General features: G+C 60.6%; 20 protein-coding genes and 1 pseudogene. 15 read left to right on the forward strand and 6 right to left on the reverse strand.

Annotation, left to right across the window (positions count from 1 at the left end; translation table 11 throughout):
• Positions 1–26: 26 nt before the first annotated feature.
• A complete protein-coding gene (locus tag ACFSDX_RS10375) occupies positions 27–506 on the reverse strand; it encodes a hypothetical protein (protein WP_382313302.1) in 480 nt (159 codons plus the stop codon).
• A 148-nt stretch (positions 507–654) separates the two neighbouring features.
• Here ACFSDX_RS10375 and ACFSDX_RS10380 point away from each other — a divergent pair, with 148 nt between their 5' ends.
• Both ACFSDX_RS10380 and ACFSDX_RS10385 read left to right on the forward strand, forming a co-directional pair.
• Positions 655–1,653 carry an aldo/keto reductase gene (locus ACFSDX_RS10380; protein WP_382313303.1) on the forward strand — a complete coding sequence of 333 codons (999 nt, stop codon included), beginning with the start codon at positions 655–657 and terminating at the stop codon, positions 1,651–1,653.
• Between the two features lie 131 nt (positions 1,654–1,784).
• Positions 1,785–2,879, forward strand: a complete 1,095-nt coding sequence (locus ACFSDX_RS10385; protein WP_382313304.1) for an AI-2E family transporter — start codon at positions 1,785–1,787, stop codon at positions 2,877–2,879.
• 26 nt (positions 2,880–2,905) lie between these two features.
• Here the strand turns inward: ACFSDX_RS10385 and ACFSDX_RS10390 are convergent, their stop codons facing one another.
• Positions 2,906–3,430: a hypothetical protein gene (locus tag ACFSDX_RS10390; protein ID WP_382313305.1), complete on the reverse strand. Its 525-nt coding sequence runs from the start codon at positions 3,428–3,430 to the stop codon at positions 2,906–2,908.
• 44 nt (positions 3,431–3,474) lie between these two features.
• Here ACFSDX_RS10390 and ACFSDX_RS10395 point away from each other — a divergent pair, with 44 nt between their 5' ends.
• The 5 genes from ACFSDX_RS10395 (at position 3,475) to ACFSDX_RS10415 (ending at position 6,995) form a co-directional block, all read left to right on the forward strand.
• Positions 3,475–4,254 carry a prolipoprotein diacylglyceryl transferase gene (locus tag ACFSDX_RS10395; RefSeq protein WP_382313306.1) on the forward strand — a complete coding sequence of 260 codons (780 nt, stop codon included), beginning with the start codon at positions 3,475–3,477 and terminating at the stop codon, positions 4,252–4,254.
• Positions 4,241–5,056 (forward strand): hypothetical protein, encoded by an 816-nt coding sequence (locus ACFSDX_RS10400; protein ID WP_382313307.1) that lies wholly within the window; start codon positions 4,241–4,243, stop codon positions 5,054–5,056. The genes ACFSDX_RS10395 and ACFSDX_RS10400 overlap by 14 nt, the downstream gene beginning before the upstream one ends.
• A gap of 37 nt (positions 5,057–5,093) precedes the next feature.
• A complete protein-coding gene (locus tag ACFSDX_RS10405) occupies positions 5,094–6,500 on the forward strand; it encodes a radical SAM protein (protein WP_382313308.1) in 1,407 nt (468 codons plus the stop codon).
• Positions 6,497–6,772, forward strand: coding sequence for a hypothetical protein (locus tag ACFSDX_RS10410; RefSeq protein WP_382313309.1), 276 nt, complete (start codon positions 6,497–6,499; stop codon positions 6,770–6,772). The genes ACFSDX_RS10405 and ACFSDX_RS10410 overlap by 4 nt, the downstream gene beginning before the upstream one ends.
• An 85-nt stretch (positions 6,773–6,857) precedes the next feature.
• Positions 6,858–6,995, forward strand: coding sequence for a hypothetical protein (locus ACFSDX_RS10415; RefSeq protein ID WP_382313311.1), 138 nt, complete (start codon positions 6,858–6,860; stop codon positions 6,993–6,995).
• Between the two features lie 271 nt (positions 6,996–7,266).
• Here ACFSDX_RS10415 and ACFSDX_RS10420 read toward each other — a convergent pair whose 3' ends face one another.
• On the reverse strand, positions 7,267–8,376 hold the full coding sequence (locus tag ACFSDX_RS10420) for a hypothetical protein (protein WP_382313312.1): 1,110 nt from the start codon (positions 8,374–8,376) through the stop codon (positions 7,267–7,269).
• Between the two features lie 197 nt (positions 8,377–8,573).
• On the opposite strand from ACFSDX_RS10420, the gene ACFSDX_RS10425 reads away from it, so the two are divergent.
• Positions 8,574–10,640, forward strand: coding sequence for an alkaline phosphatase (locus ACFSDX_RS10425; RefSeq protein WP_382313314.1), 2,067 nt, complete (start codon positions 8,574–8,576; stop codon positions 10,638–10,640).
• Between the two features lie 99 nt (positions 10,641–10,739).
• Here the strand turns inward: ACFSDX_RS10425 and tilS are convergent, their stop codons facing one another.
• Complete coding sequence (gene tilS / locus ACFSDX_RS10430) at positions 10,740–12,074, reverse strand: tRNA lysidine(34) synthetase TilS (RefSeq protein WP_382313315.1); 1,335 nt, start codon at positions 12,072–12,074, stop codon at positions 10,740–10,742.
• A 186-nt stretch (positions 12,075–12,260) separates the two neighbouring features.
• Between tilS and ACFSDX_RS10435 the strand changes: the two genes are divergently transcribed.
• A complete protein-coding gene (locus ACFSDX_RS10435) occupies positions 12,261–12,836 on the forward strand; it encodes a hypothetical protein (protein ID WP_382313316.1) in 576 nt (191 codons plus the stop codon).
• 50 nt (positions 12,837–12,886) lie between these two features.
• On the opposite strand, the gene accC is transcribed toward ACFSDX_RS10435, so the two are convergent.
• Positions 12,887–14,398 carry an acetyl-CoA carboxylase biotin carboxylase subunit gene (gene accC / locus ACFSDX_RS10440; RefSeq protein ID WP_382313317.1) on the reverse strand — a complete coding sequence of 504 codons (1,512 nt, stop codon included), beginning with the start codon at positions 14,396–14,398 and terminating at the stop codon, positions 12,887–12,889.
• A 292-nt stretch (positions 14,399–14,690) separates the two neighbouring features.
• Between accC and ACFSDX_RS10445 the strand changes: the two genes are divergently transcribed.
• Complete coding sequence (locus ACFSDX_RS10445; RefSeq protein ID WP_382313318.1) at positions 14,691–15,929, forward strand: aminotransferase class I/II-fold pyridoxal phosphate-dependent enzyme; 1,239 nt, start codon at positions 14,691–14,693, stop codon at positions 15,927–15,929.
• A gap of 254 nt (positions 15,930–16,183) precedes the next feature.
• Positions 16,184–16,360: pseudogene (locus ACFSDX_RS10450) on the forward strand (histone H1); the annotation flags it as partial.
• A gap of 318 nt (positions 16,361–16,678) precedes the next feature.
• On the opposite strand, the gene tyrS reads toward ACFSDX_RS10450, so the two are convergent.
• Positions 16,679–18,025, reverse strand: coding sequence for a tyrosine--tRNA ligase (tyrS, locus tag ACFSDX_RS10455; RefSeq protein WP_382313319.1), 1,347 nt, complete (start codon positions 18,023–18,025; stop codon positions 16,679–16,681).
• 157 nt (positions 18,026–18,182) lie between these two features.
• Here tyrS and holA point away from each other — a divergent pair, with 157 nt between their 5' ends.
• The 4 genes from holA (at position 18,183) to ACFSDX_RS10475 (ending at position 21,312) form a co-directional block, all read left to right on the forward strand.
• Complete coding sequence (gene holA, locus ACFSDX_RS10460) at positions 18,183–19,244, forward strand: DNA polymerase III subunit delta (RefSeq protein ID WP_382313320.1); 1,062 nt, start codon at positions 18,183–18,185, stop codon at positions 19,242–19,244.
• Between the two features lie 58 nt (positions 19,245–19,302).
• Positions 19,303–19,494 carry a hypothetical protein gene (locus ACFSDX_RS10465; RefSeq protein WP_382313322.1) on the forward strand — a complete coding sequence of 64 codons (192 nt, stop codon included), beginning with the start codon at positions 19,303–19,305 and terminating at the stop codon, positions 19,492–19,494.
• A gap of 118 nt (positions 19,495–19,612) precedes the next feature.
• Positions 19,613–20,350: an ATP-grasp domain-containing protein gene (locus ACFSDX_RS10470; protein ID WP_382313324.1), complete on the forward strand. Its 738-nt coding sequence runs from the start codon at positions 19,613–19,615 to the stop codon at positions 20,348–20,350.
• Positions 20,351–20,487: 137 nt separating this feature from the next.
• A complete protein-coding gene (locus ACFSDX_RS10475; protein ID WP_382313325.1) occupies positions 20,488–21,312 on the forward strand; it encodes a PA2169 family four-helix-bundle protein in 825 nt (274 codons plus the stop codon).
• The last annotated feature ends 62 nt before the right edge of the window (positions 21,313–21,374 follow it).

Here is a 21,374-nt window from a genome sequence, read left to right on the forward strand (position 1 = left end):
ACTAAACAAGCGAACTACCCAGCTGCCTACTTGGCGGTAGCAGCCGGTGCCGCCGTAACACCCGCTGCGGGCAGTTGGTGCAATGCGGCGTTGGCCGAGTCGAGGGCCCCGCGCAGGCGGCGCTCCACCCCGGCCAGCTGGCGCTGCTGGTCTTGCAGGTAGGTGAGGCGCTGGCTGGCGGGCGCGGCGCTGTCGGGGGCCTGGTAATGGTGCATCCAGTTCATCATGGCCTGGTCGGCGGCCTGCATTTTGGCAATCACGGGCGTCGTCAGGGCCGGGGTTTTGGCGGCCGTCAGCTTGGCTTTCAGCTCAAACAATTGCTCGGTCTGGCCCATAGCGCGGTCGTGGTGGGCCATGAGGGTGTCTTCGAGGGCTCGCGCCTGGTCGGCGGGCGCCGTCGCGGCTGTGGTGGGGGTCGAGGAGGTGCTTGCCCCGCCGCAGCTCGGCAGCACGGCAAAAGCGACTAGCGAGCAAGCCGCGCGCAGCGGCAACGATAATTTTAGCATGCCGCAAAGGACGGTAACAATGAACAATGAGCAATTATCAATGAGCAGGGAAAGCAGGGGGGAACAATCGGGGTCTTGGCTGTTTACTTCTGCTAGGGCAGCATGCTCCCGGCTGCTCCTTGCTCCTTATTAATTGCTCATTGAATCTATGCAAACCCGCCAACTCGGCCGCACCGGCCTCACTGTTTCTGCCCTCGGCCTCGGCTGCATGGGCATGTCCGATTTCTACGGCCAGCCTGACGATGCCGAAAGCCTGCGCACCCTGGCCCGCGCCCTGGAGTTGGGCGTGACCTTCCTGGACACCGCCGACATGTACGGCCCCTACACCAACGAGGAGCTGTTGGGCCGCTTCTTCAAGGAAAACAAAGCCCGCCGCGACCAGGTGCAGCTGGCCACCAAATTCGGCATCGTGCGCGATGCCAACGACCCCACCAAGCGCGGCATTAGTGGCCGCCCCGAGTACGTGCGGCAGGCGGCCGAGGGCTCGCTCAAGCGCCTGGGCACCGACCACATCGACCTCTACTATCAGCACCGCGTAGACCCCACCGTGCCCATTGAAGAAACCGTGGGCGCCATGAGCCGGCTCGTGGAAGAAGGCAAAGTGCGCTTTCTGGGCCTGAGCGAGGCCGGGGCCGAAACCATCCGGCGCGCCCACGCCACGCACCCCATCACGGCGGTGCAAACCGAGTACAGCCTCTGGAGCCGCGACGTGGAGGTAGAGGTGCTGCCCACCCTGCGCGAGTTGGGCATCGGCCTGGTGCCGTACTCGCCCCTAGGCCGGGGTTTTCTGACTGGCGAAATTCAGAAGTTCGAGGACTTTGCGCCCGACGACTACCGCCGCTTCTCGCCCCGCTTTCAGGGCGAGAACTTCGATAAAAACCTGAAGCTGGTAAACCACCTGCGCGACCTCGCCCAGCGTAAAGGCGTGACGGCCGGCCAGCTGGCCTTGGCCTGGGTGCTAACCCAGGGCGACGACCTGGTGCCCATTCCCGGCACCAAGCGCGTGAAGTACCTCGAAGAAAACGTGGCCGCCGCCGACGTGCAACTGAGCGCCGACGAGCTGCACCACCTCGACGAGCTGCTGCCCCTAGGTGCCGCCGCGGGCACCCGCTACCCCGAGGCCATGATGGCGGCCGTGGGCCGGTAGACAAAGCGAAAACTGACCAACAAAAAAGGCACGCCCGTTGGGGCGTGCCTTTTTTGTTGGCTGGCGCAGTAGCCGCGGGGGCCATAAACGCGTAGCTTGCCAAAGGCTGGCCCTTATGCCGGCTCATTCTTATGCTACCCACTGCTACGCCCGCCGGCCCTAGGTTTCCGCTCTACGTTAAGGCGCCGCTGGTGCTGCTGGGGCTGGCGCTGGTGGTGTTTACGCTGCACATTGCCAGCGACATTATTTTTCCGCTGTTCTTCGCGGCCATCTTCGCCATCATGCTGCACCCCATCGAGCAGTGGCTGGTGCGGCGGCGGGTGCCGCAGCTGCTGGCCATTGGCCTCACGGTGGTGCTGGGGGTGGCCGCGCTGCTGGCGCTGGTCTATTTTATTTATTTAGAAGCCGCGCAGCTCTCGACCCAGCTGCCCATGTTCAAGACCAAGCTGCTGCAAACGGCCGGGCAGCTCCAGCAGTGGCTGAATGCCCGCTTTGGCCTCACCAGCCAGAAGCTGCGGGGCTATGCCAGCGAGGCCGGCAGCCGGGCCGCCGGCCTGCTGGGCGGCACGCTCACGGCGGTGTCGGGGCTGCTGGTAGTAGCCACGCTGGTGCCGGTATACATCTTTTTGCTGTTTCTGTACCAGCGGCGGCTGGTCGATTTTCTCACCCAGGTATTCTCGGGCCGGCAGCAGGACAGCGGTGTGGCCGAGGTGCTGCACGAAAGCAAATCGGCTATTCAGAGCTACATGGTAGGGCTGCTCATCGAGGGCAGCATTGTGGCGGTGCTGAATGTGGCGGGCCTGCTGGCGCTGGGCATTCCGTATGCGCTGCTGCTGGGCGTGCTCGGGGCGCTGCTCAATTTTATCCCCTACATCGGCGGGCTCACGGCCATCTTGCTGCCGGTGCTCATGGCCTTCGTGGCCAAGGAGGGCTACATCTACCCGCTGGGGGTGGTGGGCGTGTACATCGTCATTCAATTCATTGATAACCACTACCTCATCCCGCGCATCGTGGCCTCCAAAATCAAGGTCAACGCGCTGGTAGCCATCGTGGGCGTGCTGGTGGGCAATGCCATTGGTGGCGTGGCGGGCATGTTTCTGGCGCTGCCGGTTATCGCCATTATCAAAATCATCTGCGACCGCATCGAGGGCCTCAAGCCCTGGGGCCTGCTGCTGGGCGATGAGGAGCCCACCACCCGCCCCAAAAAGGCGCGCGCGCAGGCGTAAGCGGCTGTTTTGCTGATGGGAAGAGCTCAGCGCCCCGGCGTCAGCAACGGCAGGTAGGGTGTGATGCGCGCTTGGCGGCGCACAGCCGGCGACTGTCGGGGCGAGTAGCTGGCCTGCCACCGCAGGCTGGGGGCGGCATCGGCCGGGTAGCCGATATCCAGCAAGGTGCGTAGCAGCGCCAGCGAGTCGGCCGAAAGGTGCAGCGGGATGGCCACGGGGTGCGTCAGTTCCGTCCAGGGATACAGCAGGGTATCGCGCAGGGCGGGCGGGGTCGCAAACCGGTGCAGCCGGCCGCCGTAGCGTAGGGTTCCGCTTGCCTCCCGCACCTGCACCGGCTGGCTAAGGTTGTTGCGTAGGTACAGAGTCAGGTAGAGGGTGGCGGGCGCGGTGCTCAGGCTATCGACGCTTTTCACCCACCCCACGACACCGCCTGGCTCGCGCGTGCTGCCCTGAAATAACTGGCCGCACTGCCCCCACAGCAGCAGCGCCAGCAGGCCCAGCACGAGCAAGGCCGGTAAGCGGCGGGCGGCGGCACGAGGAAAGCGAGACATTGGGGCTAATTTACCGCGCTTTCCCGAACCTGCTGCCCGTCCGCTTGACCTATCCCGTCCAACTCACCTTCGGCTCGTTTCACCTGCCCGTGCACTTAGTGTGCGAGGTGCTGGCCTATTCGCTGGGCTACCGCCTTTACACCGCTCTGCGCGCCCGCACCCCCGATGCCATCAGCGACCAGGGCCGGCAGTGGATATTCGTGGGCGCGGCGGCCGGGGCGCTGCTGGGCTCGCGGGCGCTGGGGCTGCTCGAGCACCCCGCGCTGCTGCTGCACCCGCCCGGCGGCTGGCTCTACTACTTCACCAACAAGACGATAGTGGGCGGCTTCCTAGGTGGCCTGGTAGGGGTGGAGCTGACCAAGAAGTACTTAGGCATCAAAACCAGTAGCGGCGACCTCATGGTGTACCCCTTGCTGCTGGGGCTGGCCATCGGCCGGCTCGGCTGCCACCTTAGCGGCCTCACCGATGGCACCTTCGGCAAGCCCACCCGCCTGCCCTGGGGCATCGACTTTGGCGACGGCATCCCGCGTCACCCTACCAACCTCTACGAAATAGGGTTTTTGGCCCTGCTGGCCCTTGGGCTCTGGCTGGCCGAGCGCCGCCGCCCGCTGCTCAATGGCCGCCGCTTCGAGCTGTTTCTGGCCGGCTACCTGCTGTTTCGCCTGCTAGTCGAGTTTCTCAAGCCCACGGCGGCGCTGCCGGGGCTGGGGCTCACGGCTATTCAGTGGGCTTGCGTGGCGGGGCTGGGGTATTATGTTTGGCTGTGGGTAAGACAGCAATGGCAATCAAAACTAAAATTCAAAGGCGGATATGGCAAATTTTAATAAGAAAGACGTAAGCTTGAATAAATACTCGAAAGAAGCGGACGTAGCTGTCTTGCGTTCGATATTTAGTTTAGTGCCCTATGTCGGAGCAGTGCTGAATGAAGTAGTTTTTGATATTAGGGGGCGTGTCAAACAGGAAAGGCTCAATAAGTTTACTGAGATGTTCGGTGAATATTTCACCAACAGACCAGACTTTGATACCGACGTTCTCAAGACGGAAGATTTTGGAGATTTATTTGAGGGTGTAATGCGGAATGTTGTTCAAACAAAGTCTGAAGCTAAATATAGAAGATATAAAGATATTTTAATTAATAAAATAGAAAATAAAAATTTTGATACCGACAATACAAGTAGGTTTTTAGAGCTAATCGCATCACTTGATGAGATTGAAATAATAATACTATCTTATCATGAAGTATTTGATAATAAATTTATGCACGATAAGGATGATTTTAACTATTTGAAAAATGAGCTAGAATCTTTGAAGCAGCAGTTAAAAGAAGAAATAAAATTATCTTTAGATGGTAGTGCCAATAGTAAAGATAGAGTGCAAGATGAATTAGAAGTTGTTGAAAAGCGAGTTGATAATTACAAGATGGTATTCGATGAGTTAGAAATTTATAATACGGCTTCTTTTTATAAAGTATCTGATAGTCAATTGATATATCACAAGCAAAATCTTTATTCGAAAGCTCTTTTGATTGATATTACTATTGGAACCTATGGTTATGTCCCATTCGCACGCATGGGTATAACTGAATTTGGAAAAGGGTTCTTGCAATTTTTGAGAAAGTCAGCTTAGTTTTTTTGCTTGATATAGATACTCTTTTTATAGCTCCATGCCCGAACGCCCTTACACCTACTACGACTTCACCCTGAGCTTGTGCCCGCACTGCCTGCGGCGTATCGAAGCCAAAATCGTCTTTGAAGACGGGGCCGTGTATATGCTCAAGCGCTGCCCCGAGCACGGGCGGCAGAAGGTGCGCATCGCCACCGACATCGAGTACTACAAAAGCATTCGCAACTACGTGAAGCACAGCGAGACGCCGCGCCGCTTCAACATGGCCACCCACTACGGCTGCCCCTACGACTGCGGCCTCTGCACCGACCACGAGCAGCACTCCTGTCTCACCGTGATTGAGGTCACCGACCGCTGCAACCTCACCTGCCCCACCTGCTACGCCGAAAGCAGCCCCACCCACGGCCGCCACCGCACCCTCGAAGAAATCGAGGCCATGCTCGACCTGGTAGTAGCCAACGAGGGCGAGCCCGACGTGATTCAGATTTCGGGCGGCGAGCCCACGCTGCACCCGCAGTTCTGGGAAATCATGGACCTCTGCAAAAGCAAGCCCATTAAGCACTTGATGCTGAATACCAACGGCGTGCGCCTGGCCAAAGACGAAGCCTTCGTGGCTCGGCTGGCTACCTACGCCGGCGCGTTTGAGGTGTACTTACAGTTCGACTCGTTCCGCGAAAACGTGCTGCTCACCATGCGCGGGCGCGACCTGCGCGAGGTGCGCCGCCAGGCCATCGAGCACCTCAACAAGTACAACCTAAGCACCACGCTCGTCGTGACGCTCCAAAAAGGCCTCAACGACGACGAGATGGGTGCCATCATCGACTACGCGCTCCAGCAGAAGTGCATTCGCGGCGTCACGTTTCAGCCCACCCAGGCGGCCGGGCGGCTCGACAATTTCAACCCCGAAACCGACTCGTTTTCGCTCACCGAGGTGCGCCAGGGCATCATCGACCAAAGCCCCGTTTTCACGGCCGCCGACCTGCTGCCCGTGCCCTGCAACCCCGACGCGCTAGCGATGGCCTACGCCCTTAAAATCGAGGGTGAAGTCTTCCCGCTTACCCGCTACCTCGACCCCGCCGACCTGCTCATCAACAGCAGCAATACCATTGTGTATGAGCGCGACCCGCGCCTGCGCGACCACATGCTGCGCCTCTTCAGCACCGCCAACACCGTCGATACCGTGGTGCCCGACCTCAACCAGCTGCTCTGCTGCCTACCCCAGGTGTCGGCCCCCAACTTGAGCTACGAAAACCTGTTCCGCGTCATCATTCTCCAGTTCATGGACGCGCATAATTTCGACGTGCGGGCCGTCAAAAAGTCCTGTGTCCACATCGTGAGCAAGGATTTGAAAATCATTCCCTTCGAAACTATGAACATCTTCTACCGCGACCAGGAGAAGCTGGCGCGGCTGGAGGAGCTGCGCGGCGAGCGCCTAGGTATCATATGAGCGAGCCCCAACCCAAGAGCTATTTTGGCCGCGTTATTCTCCTCAACCTAGGGCTGGTAGTGGCGCTGCACGTGGGGCGCGAGCTACTCGATGAGCAAAGTGGCATTTACGGGGCGCTCTATTTGTTAAGCTTCCTCAATTTTGCCGCGGCTCTGTTTGGCTTCGCCACGAGCCAGGGTAGTATCGGCCGGGTCTGCTTGCTGTCGACCTTTCTGATTGGCATTGCGGGCTTTAGCGATTGTGCCACCCACATGCATTTTAGCACGCAGTGAGGGCGCTGGCGACTTTGCTGGTGCTGTTGGTGGGCACCGGTGGCTACTCACTCAGCCATAGGTATATAAATTCATTCGTCTGCCGATGCAACCTGTTCAACCAACTCCTCCCACCGGTGGCTCCTCGGGGCCGGGCTGCCTGGCTACGGTCTTGCTCATCGGGTTGGTGGTGCTGCTGATTGGCATCAGCGTCTGCGGCAACATGAACTTTGGCACGCGCTGAACGAGTGAATAGCTACAGGTTATGCAGCTACCAACGCTACCTCCTAACGATAAGCAAAGGGTGCGCCTGGCCCACATAGGGAGTGCGCATTGAGAAATGAACCTGGTCGGAGGTTTAATGCCAGGCAGTGCGCTTCGGCCCGCAGCGAGCAGTTGGGCTAGGTAAGCCCCAAGTATCTATTACCGCCCGCACCTAGGCGCCGCTGGTCGGCCTTTAAAGAGAAGGATTTCTGTACCATACAGCGAGGGCTTGCCGTAGGGTGGCTCCGCGGCTACCTAGGGCCACCCACTTTTGCCGCTAGCTGGGGCGCGGGCAGCGTGGCGTGGCGAAAATCCTGGGCGCGCCACACCTGCACTTCGCCGGGGCTCACCAGCCACACGCGTTGCTGGGCATCTACTTGCACCAGGCGCGGGCCGGGGGTTGGCAGGCCCAGCTGGGTCAGGGGCACCAGCAGCTGCGGCGTTTGCACCTGGTCGGCGCTGGCTTCCACGTGCGCTAGCTCGCCGTGGGGCTGGGGCGGCAGCAGCAGCAGCCCCATAGCGGTGGCGAAAACGTGCCCCTGCGCCGGCACTACCGCCACGCTGTACACCTCATTGCCCGGCCGCCCTAGGTACGTGATGGTTGGCACGTGCGACTCGCCGCTCCCGGCCTGGGCCGCGGGCTCAAACACGCTGATGGCCCCCGCCATGAGGACCCAGAGGCTGCCCGTGGCATCGAGCAGCAGGTTTTCCACGATGTTGTCGGGGATTTCGTGGTTGGTCACGCCTTCCTCATTGTAGCGCAGCCAAGCTTGGTGCTGCCAGCGGTAGAGGCCGATGTTGGTGGCTATCCAGACCGAGCTATCGGCCGTGGCCAGGCCCGCGTTCACGGCCGGAATGCGCAGCCGATTTTGCAGCTCACCGCCCACTATCTGGTACACGCCCTGGCCCGTGGCGCCGACCCACAGCGCGCCCGCGGCATCGTGGAAGAGGGCCGTGATAGGAGTAGGAGCGGCGCCAGCCTCGGGCAAGGCCAGCGGCCGAGCCCGCCACTGGCGGGTGCCCAGCCGCACCAGGCCCTGCTCAGTGCCCAGCCACAGTAGCGAATCGGCCCCCACGGCCCGGCTGATGGGCGCGGCGCTCTGGTAGTGGCGCACAAAAGTGCGGCCCTCCTGCCGGAATACGCTGTGCTCGGTGACCAGGTAGGTGGCTTTGCCGACCGTGAGTAAGGCCACAGGCTGCTCCTGGCCCGCCACGGGGTAGCGGCGGGGCGGGCGGGCCCCGGCGGGGTAGGCCCCCGCTAGCAGCAGCCCCAGCAGGCAGCTAGCCCCTGCCCGGCCAGAATGCTTGGCGCCGGCCAGCGCGTGAGAAAAGGCGGTAAGCAGCCGGTAGAGGCGCGTCATAACTAAAGTGCGTGGGGTAGGAAGTCAAAGGTAACGAGCTGATTGTAGCCGGTATATCACTATTGTGTTAATAAATTGATTTCTGGCGGGCCAGGTTTAATGAATCCGTGGCTAGGGCGTAACCTGGGCGTCATGTTGAAAGGCCACCTTTACAGTCTCTTAAACGCTCCCCACCTCCTCCACCAACCCCCGTCTATATGACCACGAAAGCTACTTTACTCCTAGGTGCCAGCCTGCTGCTGGCCGGCTTGAGCACCTTGCCGGCCCAGGCCCAAACGCCGACCAACGTCATCATGTACATCGGCGATGGCTTTGGGCTGGCGCCCAAAACGGCCGCGCGCATGGCCATGGGCCAGGGCCGCGATGGCAAGCGCTTTGCCACCGACGCGGGCTTCCAGGTGCTCAACCTCGACAAGCTCAAGTACAATGCCACCGTAACCACGCACTCGCTCAACTCGTGGATTACGGACTCGGCGCCCGGCGCCTCGGTGTATGCCTGCGGCAAGCCCGGCAAGCAAGACAACGAGGTGATTGCCCTGAACGCTAGCTCAGGTGCGGCCATCGAAACCATTCTGGAAGCGGCCAAAAAGCAAGGCTACGCGGTGGGCCTAGTGAGTACGGCGCGCATTACGCACGCCACGCCGGCCTCGTTTGCCAGCCACATCTGGTACCGCGACCTGGAGGACTACATTGCGGCGCAGTACATTGCCTCGACCCAGGCGCAGTACGAAGCCATTTTTAACACCAGCCCCACGGCTTCGTTCCGGTACCAGGCCAACCGCGACTGGGTGCTGCCGACCCCCAAAGTAGGCGTGGAGCTCGACGTAATGCTAGGCGGCGGCGCCCGCCACTTCCTGCCCCGCACCGCGGCCAGTACCAACAAAGCCGTAGTAGACGCGGCTGGCGCGCCCATCACCAACGCCGCCGGCGCGGCCGTGCTGCTCGCCGGCACCCGCGCCGACAACGTGGACCTAGTGGACTACGCCGTGAGCCAGCGCAACTACAGCTACGTCAACAGCCGCAGCGCGCTGCTGGCCGTGGCCGGCAACCTAAGCCAGTACGGGGTGGGGGGCAAGAAACTGCTGGGCTTATTCAACGCCTCGCACGCCAGCTACGAGCAGGACCGCCAGACCAGCGCCGCCTGGGAGCCCTCGCTGGCCGATATGACCAACATCGCCATTCAAGTGCTGCGGGCCAAAAGCAACGGCAAAGGCTTTTTCCTGATGGTAGAAGCCGGCCGCATCGACCACCTAGAGCACTCCAACACTGGCGGTATTTCGGTGGTGGCGGGCACCGGCACCACCAACCAGTACGTGGTGGATGCCGACCGGCCCGTGTACGCGGGCACCGGCGACGCCGGCGTGACGGCTACCCCCACCACCACGCGCACCACTGACGTTTACGGCTCGGACTACATGCTGAAAGAAGTGCTGGCCTTTGACTACGCCGTGGCCGAGGGCCGGGCCTTGCTGGCCACGCCGGCCAACGGCCGCACCCTGCTGCTTTCGACCTCCGACCACGAGTGCGGCGGCTTCGCCGTAACGGGCCTGCACGACGAGGCCAACGCCTCGAACAACGGCACCAAGATTCGGACCTATGCCGGCCAGATTACCAAGTCGGTAGCCGCCGAGGCGGGCTACGCTACCCCCACCAACCTGGTGCGCGGCGATGGCGGCGCCAACGGCTGGTACCCCGACTATGTGATGACTGCTTTCCAGGGCAAAGACTACCCTACCCCCGCCTCGGCTACCGCCAAACGCATCGTGGTGGCCTACGCCTCCAACCCGCTCACCAACGGCAACGGCACCAACCAGACCGGCAACGTCGGCAACCACACCCCGCAGGACGTGTGGGTGGGCGCCGACGACAACACGGGCACCCACGCCAGCCAGATTGGCGGCCGCGGCCTGCTCGACAACACCTCGCTGACCCCCATAATGGCCAACTTTATGGGCCTAAGCATTTTTGAGACAACGCTGGCCCGGCGCGCCAGTGCGCCTGAGCCCACCGCCGGCCTCACGCTGAGCCCGGTGCCCTTCGAGGACCAGTTTAAGGTGGGGTTTGACCTGGTTACCGCCTCGGTTGTCAGCGTAGACTTACTCAACGAAATAGGCCAAAAAGTGCGCAACGTGGTAAATGAGCAGCGCTTTGCGGCTGGCACGCACGCAGTGCTTGTCAATGGCGCAGGGCTACGTAGCGGCCTGTATGTGGCTACCGTTAGCATCAATGGCCAGGTGATATCCAAAAAGACCATCAAGCTTTAGCCCGCAGCTGAGGTCGCTACTCATAAAAACAGAAAGGACTGGCGCAAGCCAGTCCTTTCTGTTTTAGGGCATAATAGGCAGCAAAGGGCGATGCCCGCACTACCCCCGCCGCAGCACCAATACCCGCTGCGTCTCCTCCGTCACCTTGAAGCGGTCGTCGGGCCGCAAACCCACTACCCAGCAGATTTTGCCATCGGCCGAGGTGAGCACCCGCACGTTGTCCTTGAGGTTGAGCGGGATTTTCTGGTCGATGAGAAAGTCGCTCAGCTTCTTCTTGCCCTTGAGCCCTAGGGGCATAAAGGTGTCGCCTTCCTGCCAGCGGCGTAGCGTGAGCGGAAACTTGAGCTTGTCGGCATCGAGCGCCGTGGAGCCTTTGCCCTTTGGAATCTCAAAAGTGCTCGGGTCAATTTCGAGCAATTCAGCCGTGAGGCGCAGGCCGTCGGCGCGCAGCTCTTCCTGCCCGGCCGCCAGCTGAAACGTGCCGAAGGTTGCCAGTTCGCGTGGCGTAATCACGAGCTGGTCGCGGTCCTTCACCAGCCGGTGGGTGGGCGAGTCGAACTGCCGCCCGGCCGGCGCGTGGAAGGCCGCCACAATGTCCTTCACCACCAGGTACGAGAAGCCAAAGGGCCGCAGCAACTCGTGCAGCACGAGCGCCGTGGCGGCCGTTTTTTGCAGCGTGGCGATGCTGAGGTAGGTGGCCTCGGGCGCATCGCGGCGGGCTTCGGCAGCAGTATCAGCCACGTAGCGGCGCACGATTTCCTCGGCCCCGCCCACGCGCTCAGCTGTGATACCTAGGGTATTGTCGAGGTTGGGATTAATCTCGCGTAGCACCGGTAGCACCTGCTGGCGCAGGCGGTTGCGCTGGTACACGGGGCTGTCGTTGCTGGCATCTTCGCGCCAGATGAGGCGGTTGGCCACCACGTAGTCGTAGAGGTCGTCCTTGGGGCAGGGCAGCAGCGGGCGCACCACGTAGCCGTTTTTGGCCTGGATGCCGTGCAACCCCGCCAACCCGGTGCCGTGGGTGAGGTTGAGCAGCATCGTTTCGGCGGCGTCGCGCTGGTGGTGCGCCGTAGCGATGACGGCCAGCTCCTCGCGCTCGCGCACCGCCTCAAACCAACGGTAGCGCAGCAGCCGGGCCGCCATTTGGGTCGAAATGTGCTCCCGCTCGGCAAAGGCTTTGGTCTGGAAAAACTCCACAAAATAGGGCGACTCGTACTGCTTGGCCAGCTTGCGCACGAACTGCTCATCGGCGTCGGCCTCCTCGCCGCGCAGCCCAAAGTGGCAGTGCGCCACTGCCACCGGCACGCCCAGCCGGTGCAGCACATCGAGCAGCACCACGGAGTCGAGCCCGCCGCTCACGGCCACCAGCACGGTATCGGTCGGGATGGTAAAAAGCTGGTGTTCTTCAATAAACTGGCGAACCTGGTCGAGCATGAAAGCAAAAATAGATAGTGCCCGCTGCGGAGGCAGTGGGCACCATAACAATAAGAATTATGGTAAAATTAGCTCCGCTTGCTTCGCATTATGGGCGCTACATTTGGCGTATGAGGTTATGATGAGCTTAAGGGAGCATCATTACGGCTGTTTTCTCCTATACCCTTCACCTAAGACCAGCGTCCAATGAAAAGGCTAATTTATTTTTTGGCTGTAGCGGGCACCTTGGGTAGCTGCCACAAAAACACTGTTGAGCCGAATGAAGACACGGCAGCCTTGCGCGACCGCTTTCACGGTCAATACAACATAGTCTCCGCCACGGCCGACCGAGCAGTTGACCTCAACCGCGATGGCCAGGCTTCTACCGATTTGCTTACCGAGATTCCTAACCTAGGTCGGAAGCAAAGCACGTTGAACGTGCTCATCAGAGAAAACGGCTTAAAGTGGTTTGAGGATTTTTGGCCTCTGCCCGCTATAACTAGAAACTGGAATTATAATAGCCCCGACTCCGTGATGGTTGCGGGCTACCTGTATAATCCTCTGCCGCGGGATTTTACGTTTGACAAAACCGTGACTAGTCTACTGGTAGAGCCAGGTCCCGCCGATAAAGCTACCGGTGGGCGCACGCCCGCTCCTGAATCGGTGACTATAGAAGGCGATGGCCAGCTGCGGGTGGTAACGCTCCGGTTGCTTTACATTGGCCGCAGTTGGCAGCCAGTGCGAATCACGACGCTATACAAGCGTTTTACCAGCATTACGTAGTGCAGTCCAGCTCGCGCCTAGGTTAGCTCAGGCGCGGGCTGGACTAGCCGCTACCGCACCCCCAGCCGGTTCCGCCGCCACCCCGAAGCTGCTGCCTCCACGGTTTCCCCAGTTGCCACTGGCGCGGCGGGTTTCTTCTCGCTCAGCAGCATGGCTACCAGCGCGGCGGCCACTTGCGCGGTGCCTTCGTCGGGCGGGCTGGGGGCTAATACGCTGGGGTTGAAATGGTCACGGATGAAGTTCGTGTCAAAATTGCCGCTTACGAAAGCCGGGTGCTTGAGCACGAAAGTGCCGAAGGGCAGCGTGGTCTCGATGCCCGTAATCTGGTATTCGGCAATGGCGCGCAGCATGCGGGCGATGGCCTCCTCGCGGGTCGCGCCGTAGGCTACTAGCTTGGCAATCATGGGGTCGTAGTAAATCGGGATGTCCATGCCCTGCTCGAAGCCATCATCGACGCGCACGCCGGGGCCCTGGGGGCGCACGTAGGTGCTGAGGCGGCCGATGTCGGGCAGGAAGTTGTTTTGCGGGTCTTCGGCGTACACCCGTAGCTCCAAGGCGTGGCCGTTTATCGCTAGGTCTTCCTGGCGGAAGGGCAGGGGCTGGCCCTCCGCTACGCGGATTTGCTCTTTTACCAAGTCGAGGCCGGTTATCATTTCGGTTACCGGGTGCTCGACTTGCAGGCGGGTGTTCATTTCGAGGAAGTAGAAGCGGTGCTGGTCGTCGAGCAAAAACTCGACGGTGCCGGCCCCAGCGTACTGGCAAGCGCGGGCCACTTCTACGGCGCAGCGGCCCATTTCGGCCCGCAGCGCGGGCGTGAGCACCGAGGAAGGTGCTTCCTCAATCACCTTCTGGTGGCGGCGCTGAATTGAGCACTCGCGCTCGAACAAGTGCACGATGTTGCCGTACTCGTCACCTAGGACCTGAATTTCGATGTGGCGCGGCCCAGTCACGAATTTCTCGATGAACACGGCCCCATCGCCAAAGGCCGACACGGCTTCGTTGATGGCCAGTTGCATCTGCTCCTCAAACTCGTCGGCGCCGTGCACCAGGCGCATACCCTTGCCGCCGCCGCCGGCCGAGGCTTTTATCAAGATAGGAAAGCCGACGTCCTGAGCAATTTGCTTGGCCGCTTCCACGTCCGAAATGGCCTCGTCGGTGCCCGGCACCAGCGGTATGTTGTAGGCTTTCACCGTCTGCTTGGCCGAGAGCTTGTCGCCCATCAGCTCCATCGCCTCGGGGCTGGGGCCCACGAAAATTAGCCCCGCCTCGCGCACGGCGCGGGCAAAACCGGCATTCTCGCTCAAAAAGCCGTAGCCGGGGTGAATAGCATCGACGCCTAGGTCCTTACAAATCTGAATAATCTTGTCGCCCCGCAAGTAGCTCTGGGCCGAGGCGGGCGGGCCCACGCACACCGCCTCGTCGGCGTAGCGCACGTGCGGCGAGAGGCGGTCGGCCTCTGAGTAGATGGCCACGGTGGCGATGCCCATTTCGCGGGCCGAGCGCAGCACGCGCAACGCAATTTCGCCCCGATTGGCAACCAGAAGCTTAGCTATTTTTTTCATGCAAGAGTGGGGAAGGTGTAAAACGGAGCGACACTCCGTTTATGCGTAAGAGGCAATTGCGCTAGTTGCAGCGGGCACCGCGGGCGCCAAACGGAGTGCCATTCCGTTTTACAATGCAAAGAAAACCCTGGCGCCCGGCCTTACGCTAAAAGCTGGCCGGTAAAGGTTGCAGCCACGCCCAAATTATGTACAAGGCCGGGGCGGGGCTATCTTTGCCAATTGACCAATTGGCCGGCCGGGCCACCTAGGCTGGTTGGCTTCGCTCTTTTTACCTTATTCCCCAAGTTTTTCAGTGGATATTTTTGACCGCGTTTCCGCCAACCGGGGCCCGCTGGGCTCGCAAGCGCACTACGCGCACGGTTACTTCGCGTTTCCTAAGCTCGAAGGCGAGATTAAGCCCCGTATGCTGTTTCGCGGCAAAGAGGTACTGACCTGGAGCTTAAATAATTACCTCGGCCTGGCCAACCACCCCGAGGTGCGCCAAGCCGACACCGACGGCACCGCCGCCTACGGCATGGCCTACCCCATGGGCGCCCGCATCATGAGCGGCAACTCGACCCTGCACGAGCAGCTCGAAAACGAGCTGGCCGACTTCGTGCACAAGCCCGGCGCGCTGCTGCTCAACTTTGGCTACCAGGGCGTGGTGAGCATCATCGACGCGCTCGTGAACCGCCACGATGCCATCGTGTACGACGCCGAGTCGCACGCCTGCATCATCGACGGGGTGCGGCTGCACCAGGGCAAGCGCTTCGTGTTCACCCACAACGACATGGCCAGCCTCGAAAAACAGCTCGAGCGCGCCAAGCGCCTCACCGACGAAACGGGCGGCGGCATCCTGGTGATTACCGAAGGCATGTTTGGCATGTCGGGCAACCTCGGCAAGCTGCCCGAAATTGTGAAATTGAAGGAGAAATTCAATTTCCGCATCTTCGTCGACGATGCCCACGGCTTTGGCACCCTAGGGCCCACGGGCGCGGGCACGGCCGAGCATTTGGGCTGCATAGAGGGCGTAGACCTGATTTTTTACACCTTCGCCAAGAGCATGGCCAGCATCGGCGCGTTCGTGGCCGGCGAGGAAGGCGTTATTGAATATTTGCGTTATAATATGCGCAGCCAGATTTTTGCTAAATCGCTGCCCATGCCGCTCGTAATCGGCGCCCTCAAGCGCCTGGAGCTGATTCGCAATCACCCCGAGTACCGCGAAAACCTTTGGACCATCGTGCGCGCCCTGCAAAGCGGCCTGCGCGAAAAAGGCTTCAACATTGGCACCACGCAGTCGCCGGTAACGCCGGTGCTCCTCAACGGCCAACTCTCGGATGCAACGGCCCTAACGTTCGATTTGCGTGAGAATCACGGTATTTTCTGCTCCATTGTCGTTTATCCGGTTGTGCCTAAGGGCGTGATTATGCTGCGCCTCATCCCCACGGCCATGCACACGCTAGCCGACGTGGACGCCACTATTGTGGCGTTTGAGGCCATCGCTGCCAAGCTCGATAAGGGGCTTTACAGCAAGCAGCCCGCTATCACCTAGGAAAGGGCTGCCATTGCAGCGTGCGGTAAAAGCCGGCCACTCAAGCGAGTGGCCGGCTTTTGCTTTTGGTACTTTTCTAAGAAGAGGAAAGCTGGCAAAATTCATTGAGGAGTCATAATTTACCAAAAAACTGCCTTCTGAGGTCAGAAATGCAGTTTTAATTAAAACTGGAAAAAGTTGCTTGCGTAGAAAGTGCCTGTATATTAGGGCCGCGTAAGCACAATTTCCCCTTCTCACCCATTTTCAACCCATACATGGCTAACCCCTTTAACAAAATCAAGGACCTTGTCGCATCGCTCGAAGACGACTTTGAGAAAGCGTACGACAAGCACAATGCTGCTGCCGGCACCCGCGTGCGTAAGGGGATGCAGGAATTGAAGACGATGGCGCAAGACATCCGTCTGGAAGTGCAGAACCAAAAGAACGCCACCAAGGAGACGGTTGCCGCTCCAGCTGCTAAGGCTGCCCCAGCCGCTAAGAAAGCCGCCCCGGCTGCCGCTAAAAAAGCTGCTCCCGCCGCTAAGAAGAAGTAGTTCGTCAGCACCACGGATTCGGCGGATTTTTCGGATTTGGCGAATTTTGTGGGCGAACGGTTTAACCAAAAAAGCCCCGCTAGCTAGCGGGGCTTTTTCGTGGCTGGTGCAGCGCAGGCTTGCGCTCCGCAAGTGCAGCAGCCCGAACCTTGTAGTTCGCGCTGGCCTAGGTGCTTGCGAGCGAACGCGAACTATGAGGCTCGCACTCCGGCCGTACTAGGTCAGCTCCACTAGGTAGTAGCTCTTGCCCTTCTTGACTACCAAATACTTATTGTGCAGCAGCGGTAGCTCGGCCACTAGCGCATCGGGTGAGGCAAGCTTGGCGCCGTTTACCGATAAGCCATTGGCCTTAACCAGCTTGCGCACCTCGCCGCGGGAGGGTAGAATCTGCTGGTTGGTGGTTTCGCTGAAGAGCACGGCCACGTTGAGGTCGGCGGTGTCGGCGCGGGGCACGCGCAGGTGCGGCAGGCCGGTGAATACGCCCACCAGCGTTGCTTCATCAAGGGCGGCCAGGTCGCCGCCACCGAACAGCACTTCGGAAGTCGCCACGGCTATCTTATACGCCTCCTCCGAATGCACCCGGATGGTGACGTCTTTGGCGAGCGCTTTTTGCAGGGTTTTGAGGCCGGGGTTTTGGGCGTGCTCGGCTTCGATGGCGTCGATTTCTGACTCGTTCAGCAGCGTGAACACGCGGATAAGGCGCGGGGCGTCAGCATCTTCGGCACGCAGAAAGAACTGGTAGAACTGGTAGGGCGAGGTCAGGGCCGGGTCGAGCCACACGGTGCCGGTTTCCGACTTGCCGTACTTGGTGCCGTCGGCCTTGGTGATGAGCTGGCCGGTGAGGGCGTAGGCCTTGTCATCGGGGCCGCCGAGGCGGCGGATGAGCTCGGTGCCGGTCGTGATGTTGCCCCACTGGTCGCTGGCGCCCATTTGCAGGGTGCAGTTCAGGTTTTTGTAGAGGTGAAAAAAGTCGTAGCCTTGCAGCAGTTGGTAGCTGAACTCGGTGTAGCTGATGCCATCGGAGCCGCCAGAAACGCTGCTCTCCTCATTGCCGCCGATGCGGCGCTTCACCGAGTCTTTGGCCATCATGTAATTCACGGTGAGGTGCTTGCCCACATCACGCAGAAAACCCAAAAAGCTGAAATGCTTGAACCAATCGTAGTTGTTGACGAGCACCGCGCCGGTGGGCGAGTCGTTGAACTCCAGGAATTTTTCGAGTTGGGCCCGAATGCCGGCCTGGTTGGCGCGCAGGGTGGTTTCGTCGAGCAGGTTGCGCTCGGCGCTCTTGCCGCTGGGGTCGCCAATCATGCCGGTGGCGCCGCCCACCAGGGCCACCGGGCGGTGGCCGGCGCGCTGCAAGTGCACCAGCAGCATGATGGTGGCCAGGTTGCCGATGTGCAGCGAGGCCGCTGTGGGGTCGAAGCCGATGTAGCCCGACACGGGCGCGGCGCTGGCCAAGTGCTCGGCGGTGCCGGGCATGGCATCGTGGTACATGCCGCGCCACTTTAGCTCGGCGAGCAGGTCGGTGGGGGCGGGGTGGGGGGTGCTGGTTTCAGAAGACATACGACAGGAGCGCGGCGGTATAAACCCGCCGGAAAGCAAGCCGCAAAGGTAGCCGGGCGGTAGCTTTGTAGGGTGCGGGGCCAGCCCCCGTTCAGGCGTTTGTTTCGCTGTTCGGCTTCTGGGCAGCGACGGGCGGGGGCGAGCCCCGCACCCTCCTATGGCTACTTTTTCTCCCGAAGACCTTCTTAAACAGATTCAGCAGCGGCAGTTTCAGCCGGTGTATTTTTTGCAGGGCGAGGAGCCGTATTTTATTGATACGGTGGCCGATGCCCTCGAAGCCTCGGTGCTGCCCGAGAGCGAGCGCAGCTTCAACCAAACTGTGCTCTACGGTAAGGACACCGACGCGGCGGGCATCCTAGGCCAGGCCAAGCGCTTCCCGATGATGAGCGACTACTCGGTGGTTATTGTGAAAGAGGCGCAGGCCGTGGCCGACCTAGAGAGCGAGAAAGCCTGGCCGTTTCTCGAAGCCTACCTCAAAAACCCGCTCGCCAGCACCGTGCTGGTGCTCTGCTACAAGCACAAAACCCTCGACTCGCGCAAGAAGCTGGGCAAGCTGCTGGCCGGCAAAGATGCCCCCGGCGTGGCCCTGCTGACGAGCAAAAAGCTCTACGACAGCCAGGTGCCGCAGTGGCTGACGGGCTACGTGCGCAGCCGCAAGCAGCAAATAACGGGGGGCGCCACCGCCCTCCTGGCCGAGTATATCGGCGCCGACCTAAGCCGCCTGGCCAACGAGGTCAATAAGCTGCTGCTCAATGTGAAAGCTGGCCAGGCCATCGACGAAGACCTGGTGCAGCGCATGGTGGGCATCAGTAAAGAATATAATATTTTTGAGCTGCAACGGGCGTTGGTGCACCGCGACGTGCTTAAGGCCAACCGCATCCTGACGCACTTCGCGGCCAACCCTAAGGCCAACCCGCTCATCCCGAACCTAACGCTGCTTTTTAACTTTTTTACGCGGCTGTTGATGCTTCACCAGGCCGGCAACAACCCCTCGGACAGCGATATGCAGAAAATGGGCATCAATAAATTTGCCCAGAAAGAGTACCAGCTGGCCCAGCGGCAGTTCGGCCCCGAGCGCACGATGGACCTGATTCACCTCATCCGGCGGGCCGATGCGCAGAGCAAGGGCATCGAGAGCGGCAGCATGGACGAGGGCGAAATCCTGCGTGAGCTGGTCTGGCTGATTCTGCACCCCGTGCCGGTGGCGGCGGTGGGGTAACGCGCGCGGCCCTAGGTGCGTAGAAAGCGGGTATTCATTCTAACACCTGCTTTCACTCATGAGCGATAACCAACCGAGCGGCACCCTAGGGGGCCTCTTCTCCAGCCTATTTGGCCGCCGCAATGCCGAAGACAACACGGCCACCCGCAGCTTCTCCTCCAAGCACAAAATCCTGAGCGGCGCCCTCCTGGCCGCCGGGGCCGCCTACCTCTACAAGCGCGCTAAAAACAAGCAAACCACGCTTGGTTAATAAGCCTAGCAATTAGCTTGCTGAAAGTCCCGCCGGGCGTATCTGTGCAAGCAGGTGCGTGCGGCGGGGCTTCTTGTTACTACACCTTTGCGGCCCCGGAGCCTCATTCATACTTCGTATGCGCGCCCACATTCACTTCGACATACAGGGCTGGCCCCAGAGCGTTAACAACTACCTGGCGCTGGATGGCTTCCAGCAAATGGGCTGGGAAATAGTGCCCTACACCGATGCCACGCCGGTGCGCGACGCCGCACCCGACGAAATCGTGGTGGGCCACATCGCGGCGGTGCGGGCCGGGCTGCGGGCGCTGGGCCTGGCGGTGCCCGCCGAGTTGGGCTACCCCGAAGCGCTGCACCCTTACCTAAGGCGGCGCCTGTGGCCGAGCACTATCAATACCGTGGCGGCGCACCCCGAAAGCTGGCCGGTTTTTGTGAAACCCATACACGATGCCAAGAAATTTACGGGCGTGCTGGTGCGCCGCGTGGGCGACTTGGTGGGCTGCGGCGACCAGCACCAGGACACGCCCGTATGGTGCGCCGAGCCGGTGCAGTTCTGGGCCGAATGGCGCTGTTTTGTGCGCTACGGCCGCATCCTAGATGCCCGGCCCTACAAGGGCGACTGGCGGGCGCACTTCGACCCCGCCGTGGTGGAGGCCGCCCTGGCCGCCTACGCGCCCGAAGCCCCGGCCGCCTTCGCCCTCGATGTGGGCGTGACGGCCGCCGGCGCTACGCTGGTGGTGGAGGTCAACGATGGGTACGCCCTGGGGGCCTACGGCCTGATGCCGCTGGCTTATGCCAAGTTTTTGTCGGCCCGCTGGGCGCAACTCAGTGGCACGCAGGATTACGCCGATTTTTGAGTGTACAAGGGTGAGGCAGCGCGCGCGAAGCGAAAATGAATAGGTAAATAATTCAGCAAAAAGGCAATGATTTGCCAACGTGCGGATAGTACTTACCGTAGAATACGTGTTTTTACCCCAACCTGACACCTAGTACCATGAAATCGCCCGAACTCGCTTCCGACGCCGCCGACAAGGCCAAAGACCTCTACAACGAAGCGGCTGACAAAGCCAAAGACGTATATAGCGACACCGCCGCAAAGGCAAAAGACGCATACGGCAATGCCGCTGACAAGGCTAAAGACCTGTACGACACTGCCGCTGACAAGGCCAAGGACCTGACCGGCAAAGCCAAAGACCTGTATGCCGAAGCAGCCGACAAGAGCAAGGAATTGCTCGGCCAGGTGCCCGACACCATCAAGGAAGCCAGCGACAAGACGGTAGACGCCTACAAAAAACTCTCGACTACCCAGAAAATCGTGGGCGGCGCGCTGATTGCAGCGGGCCTAGTCCTGCTGATTGCTCCAAAAAAAAAAGGTAAGGCCAAGCGAGCTGCTGCAGCGCTTGACCAACTGGTTCTCTTCGTAAACGACCGCATCGAGGGCTACAAGCGTGCGGTGGCCGAGAGCCGGAATCCCCAGCTCAAGAGCTACTACCAGCAGCTGGTGGGCCAAAGCCAGCAGTTCGCCAGCACTCTGAACGGCTACCTCGCCCAAAAAGGCGGCAAAACTGAGCAAGGTACCACGCTGAAAGGCAAGCTCTACCGCAAGCTGATGGATGCGCAAGCCGTTGTAACGGGCCACAATGAAAAAGCCATTCTGGCCGCTAATATTTACGGCGAGCGCTGGGCCATCAAAGCCTACAAAAAGACGTTGCGCCGCAAGGCCCTTGTTGGACCTATTCGCGATGCGGTAGCGCAGCAGCTGGCGCAGTCGAAAAAGACTTACCAGCGCTTGAAAGAGCTGACGACCGAGCAGAAATAAGCTGGCCGAAGCCGTTAGAAGCCCCGCTGAGCAAGACGTAAGTCGTGCCCGGCGGGGCTTTT

The organism is Hymenobacter bucti (genome assembly GCF_042681145.1).
Taxonomy (GTDB): Bacteria; Bacteroidota; Bacteroidia; order Cytophagales; family Hymenobacteraceae; genus Hymenobacter; species Hymenobacter bucti.

Excerpts from the sequence above, each read along its gene's own strand:
- ACFSDX_RS10385 (WP_382313304.1), top strand. The coding sequence starts at position 1,785 with ATGCTACCCACTGCTACGCCCGCCGGCCCTAGGTTTCCGCTCTACGTT.
- ACFSDX_RS10470 (WP_382313324.1), top strand. The coding sequence starts at position 19,613 with ATGCGCGCCCACATTCACTTCGACATACAGGGCTGGCCCCAGAGCGTT.
- ACFSDX_RS10400 (WP_382313307.1), top strand. The coding sequence starts at position 4,241 with ATGGCAAATTTTAATAAGAAAGACGTAAGCTTGAATAAATACTCGAAA.
- ACFSDX_RS10405 (WP_382313308.1), top strand. The coding sequence starts at position 5,094 with ATGCCCGAACGCCCTTACACCTACTACGACTTCACCCTGAGCTTGTGC.
- ACFSDX_RS10475 (WP_382313325.1), top strand. The coding sequence starts at position 20,488 with ATGAAATCGCCCGAACTCGCTTCCGACGCCGCCGACAAGGCCAAAGAC.
- ACFSDX_RS10415 (WP_382313311.1), top strand. The coding sequence starts at position 6,858 with ATGCAACCTGTTCAACCAACTCCTCCCACCGGTGGCTCCTCGGGGCCG.
- accC (WP_382313317.1), bottom strand. The coding sequence starts at position 14,398 with ATGAAAAAAATAGCTAAGCTTCTGGTTGCCAATCGGGGCGAAATTGCG.
- ACFSDX_RS10465 (WP_382313322.1), top strand. The coding sequence starts at position 19,303 with ATGAGCGATAACCAACCGAGCGGCACCCTAGGGGGCCTCTTCTCCAGC.
- ACFSDX_RS10425 (WP_382313314.1), top strand. The coding sequence starts at position 8,574 with ATGACCACGAAAGCTACTTTACTCCTAGGTGCCAGCCTGCTGCTGGCC.
- ACFSDX_RS10380 (WP_382313303.1), top strand. The coding sequence starts at position 655 with ATGCAAACCCGCCAACTCGGCCGCACCGGCCTCACTGTTTCTGCCCTC.
- ACFSDX_RS10375 (WP_382313302.1), bottom strand. The coding sequence starts at position 506 with ATGCTAAAATTATCGTTGCCGCTGCGCGCGGCTTGCTCGCTAGTCGCT.
- ACFSDX_RS10420 (WP_382313312.1), bottom strand. The coding sequence starts at position 8,376 with ATGACGCGCCTCTACCGGCTGCTTACCGCCTTTTCTCACGCGCTGGCC.
- ACFSDX_RS10410 (WP_382313309.1), top strand. The coding sequence starts at position 6,497 with ATGAGCGAGCCCCAACCCAAGAGCTATTTTGGCCGCGTTATTCTCCTC.
- ACFSDX_RS10390 (WP_382313305.1), bottom strand. The coding sequence starts at position 3,430 with ATGTCTCGCTTTCCTCGTGCCGCCGCCCGCCGCTTACCGGCCTTGCTC.
- ACFSDX_RS10435 (WP_382313316.1), top strand. The coding sequence starts at position 12,261 with ATGAAAAGGCTAATTTATTTTTTGGCTGTAGCGGGCACCTTGGGTAGC.
- tyrS (WP_382313319.1), bottom strand. The coding sequence starts at position 18,025 with ATGTCTTCTGAAACCAGCACCCCCCACCCCGCCCCCACCGACCTGCTC.
- tilS (WP_382313315.1), bottom strand. The coding sequence starts at position 12,074 with ATGCTCGACCAGGTTCGCCAGTTTATTGAAGAACACCAGCTTTTTACC.
- holA (WP_382313320.1), top strand. The coding sequence starts at position 18,183 with ATGGCTACTTTTTCTCCCGAAGACCTTCTTAAACAGATTCAGCAGCGG.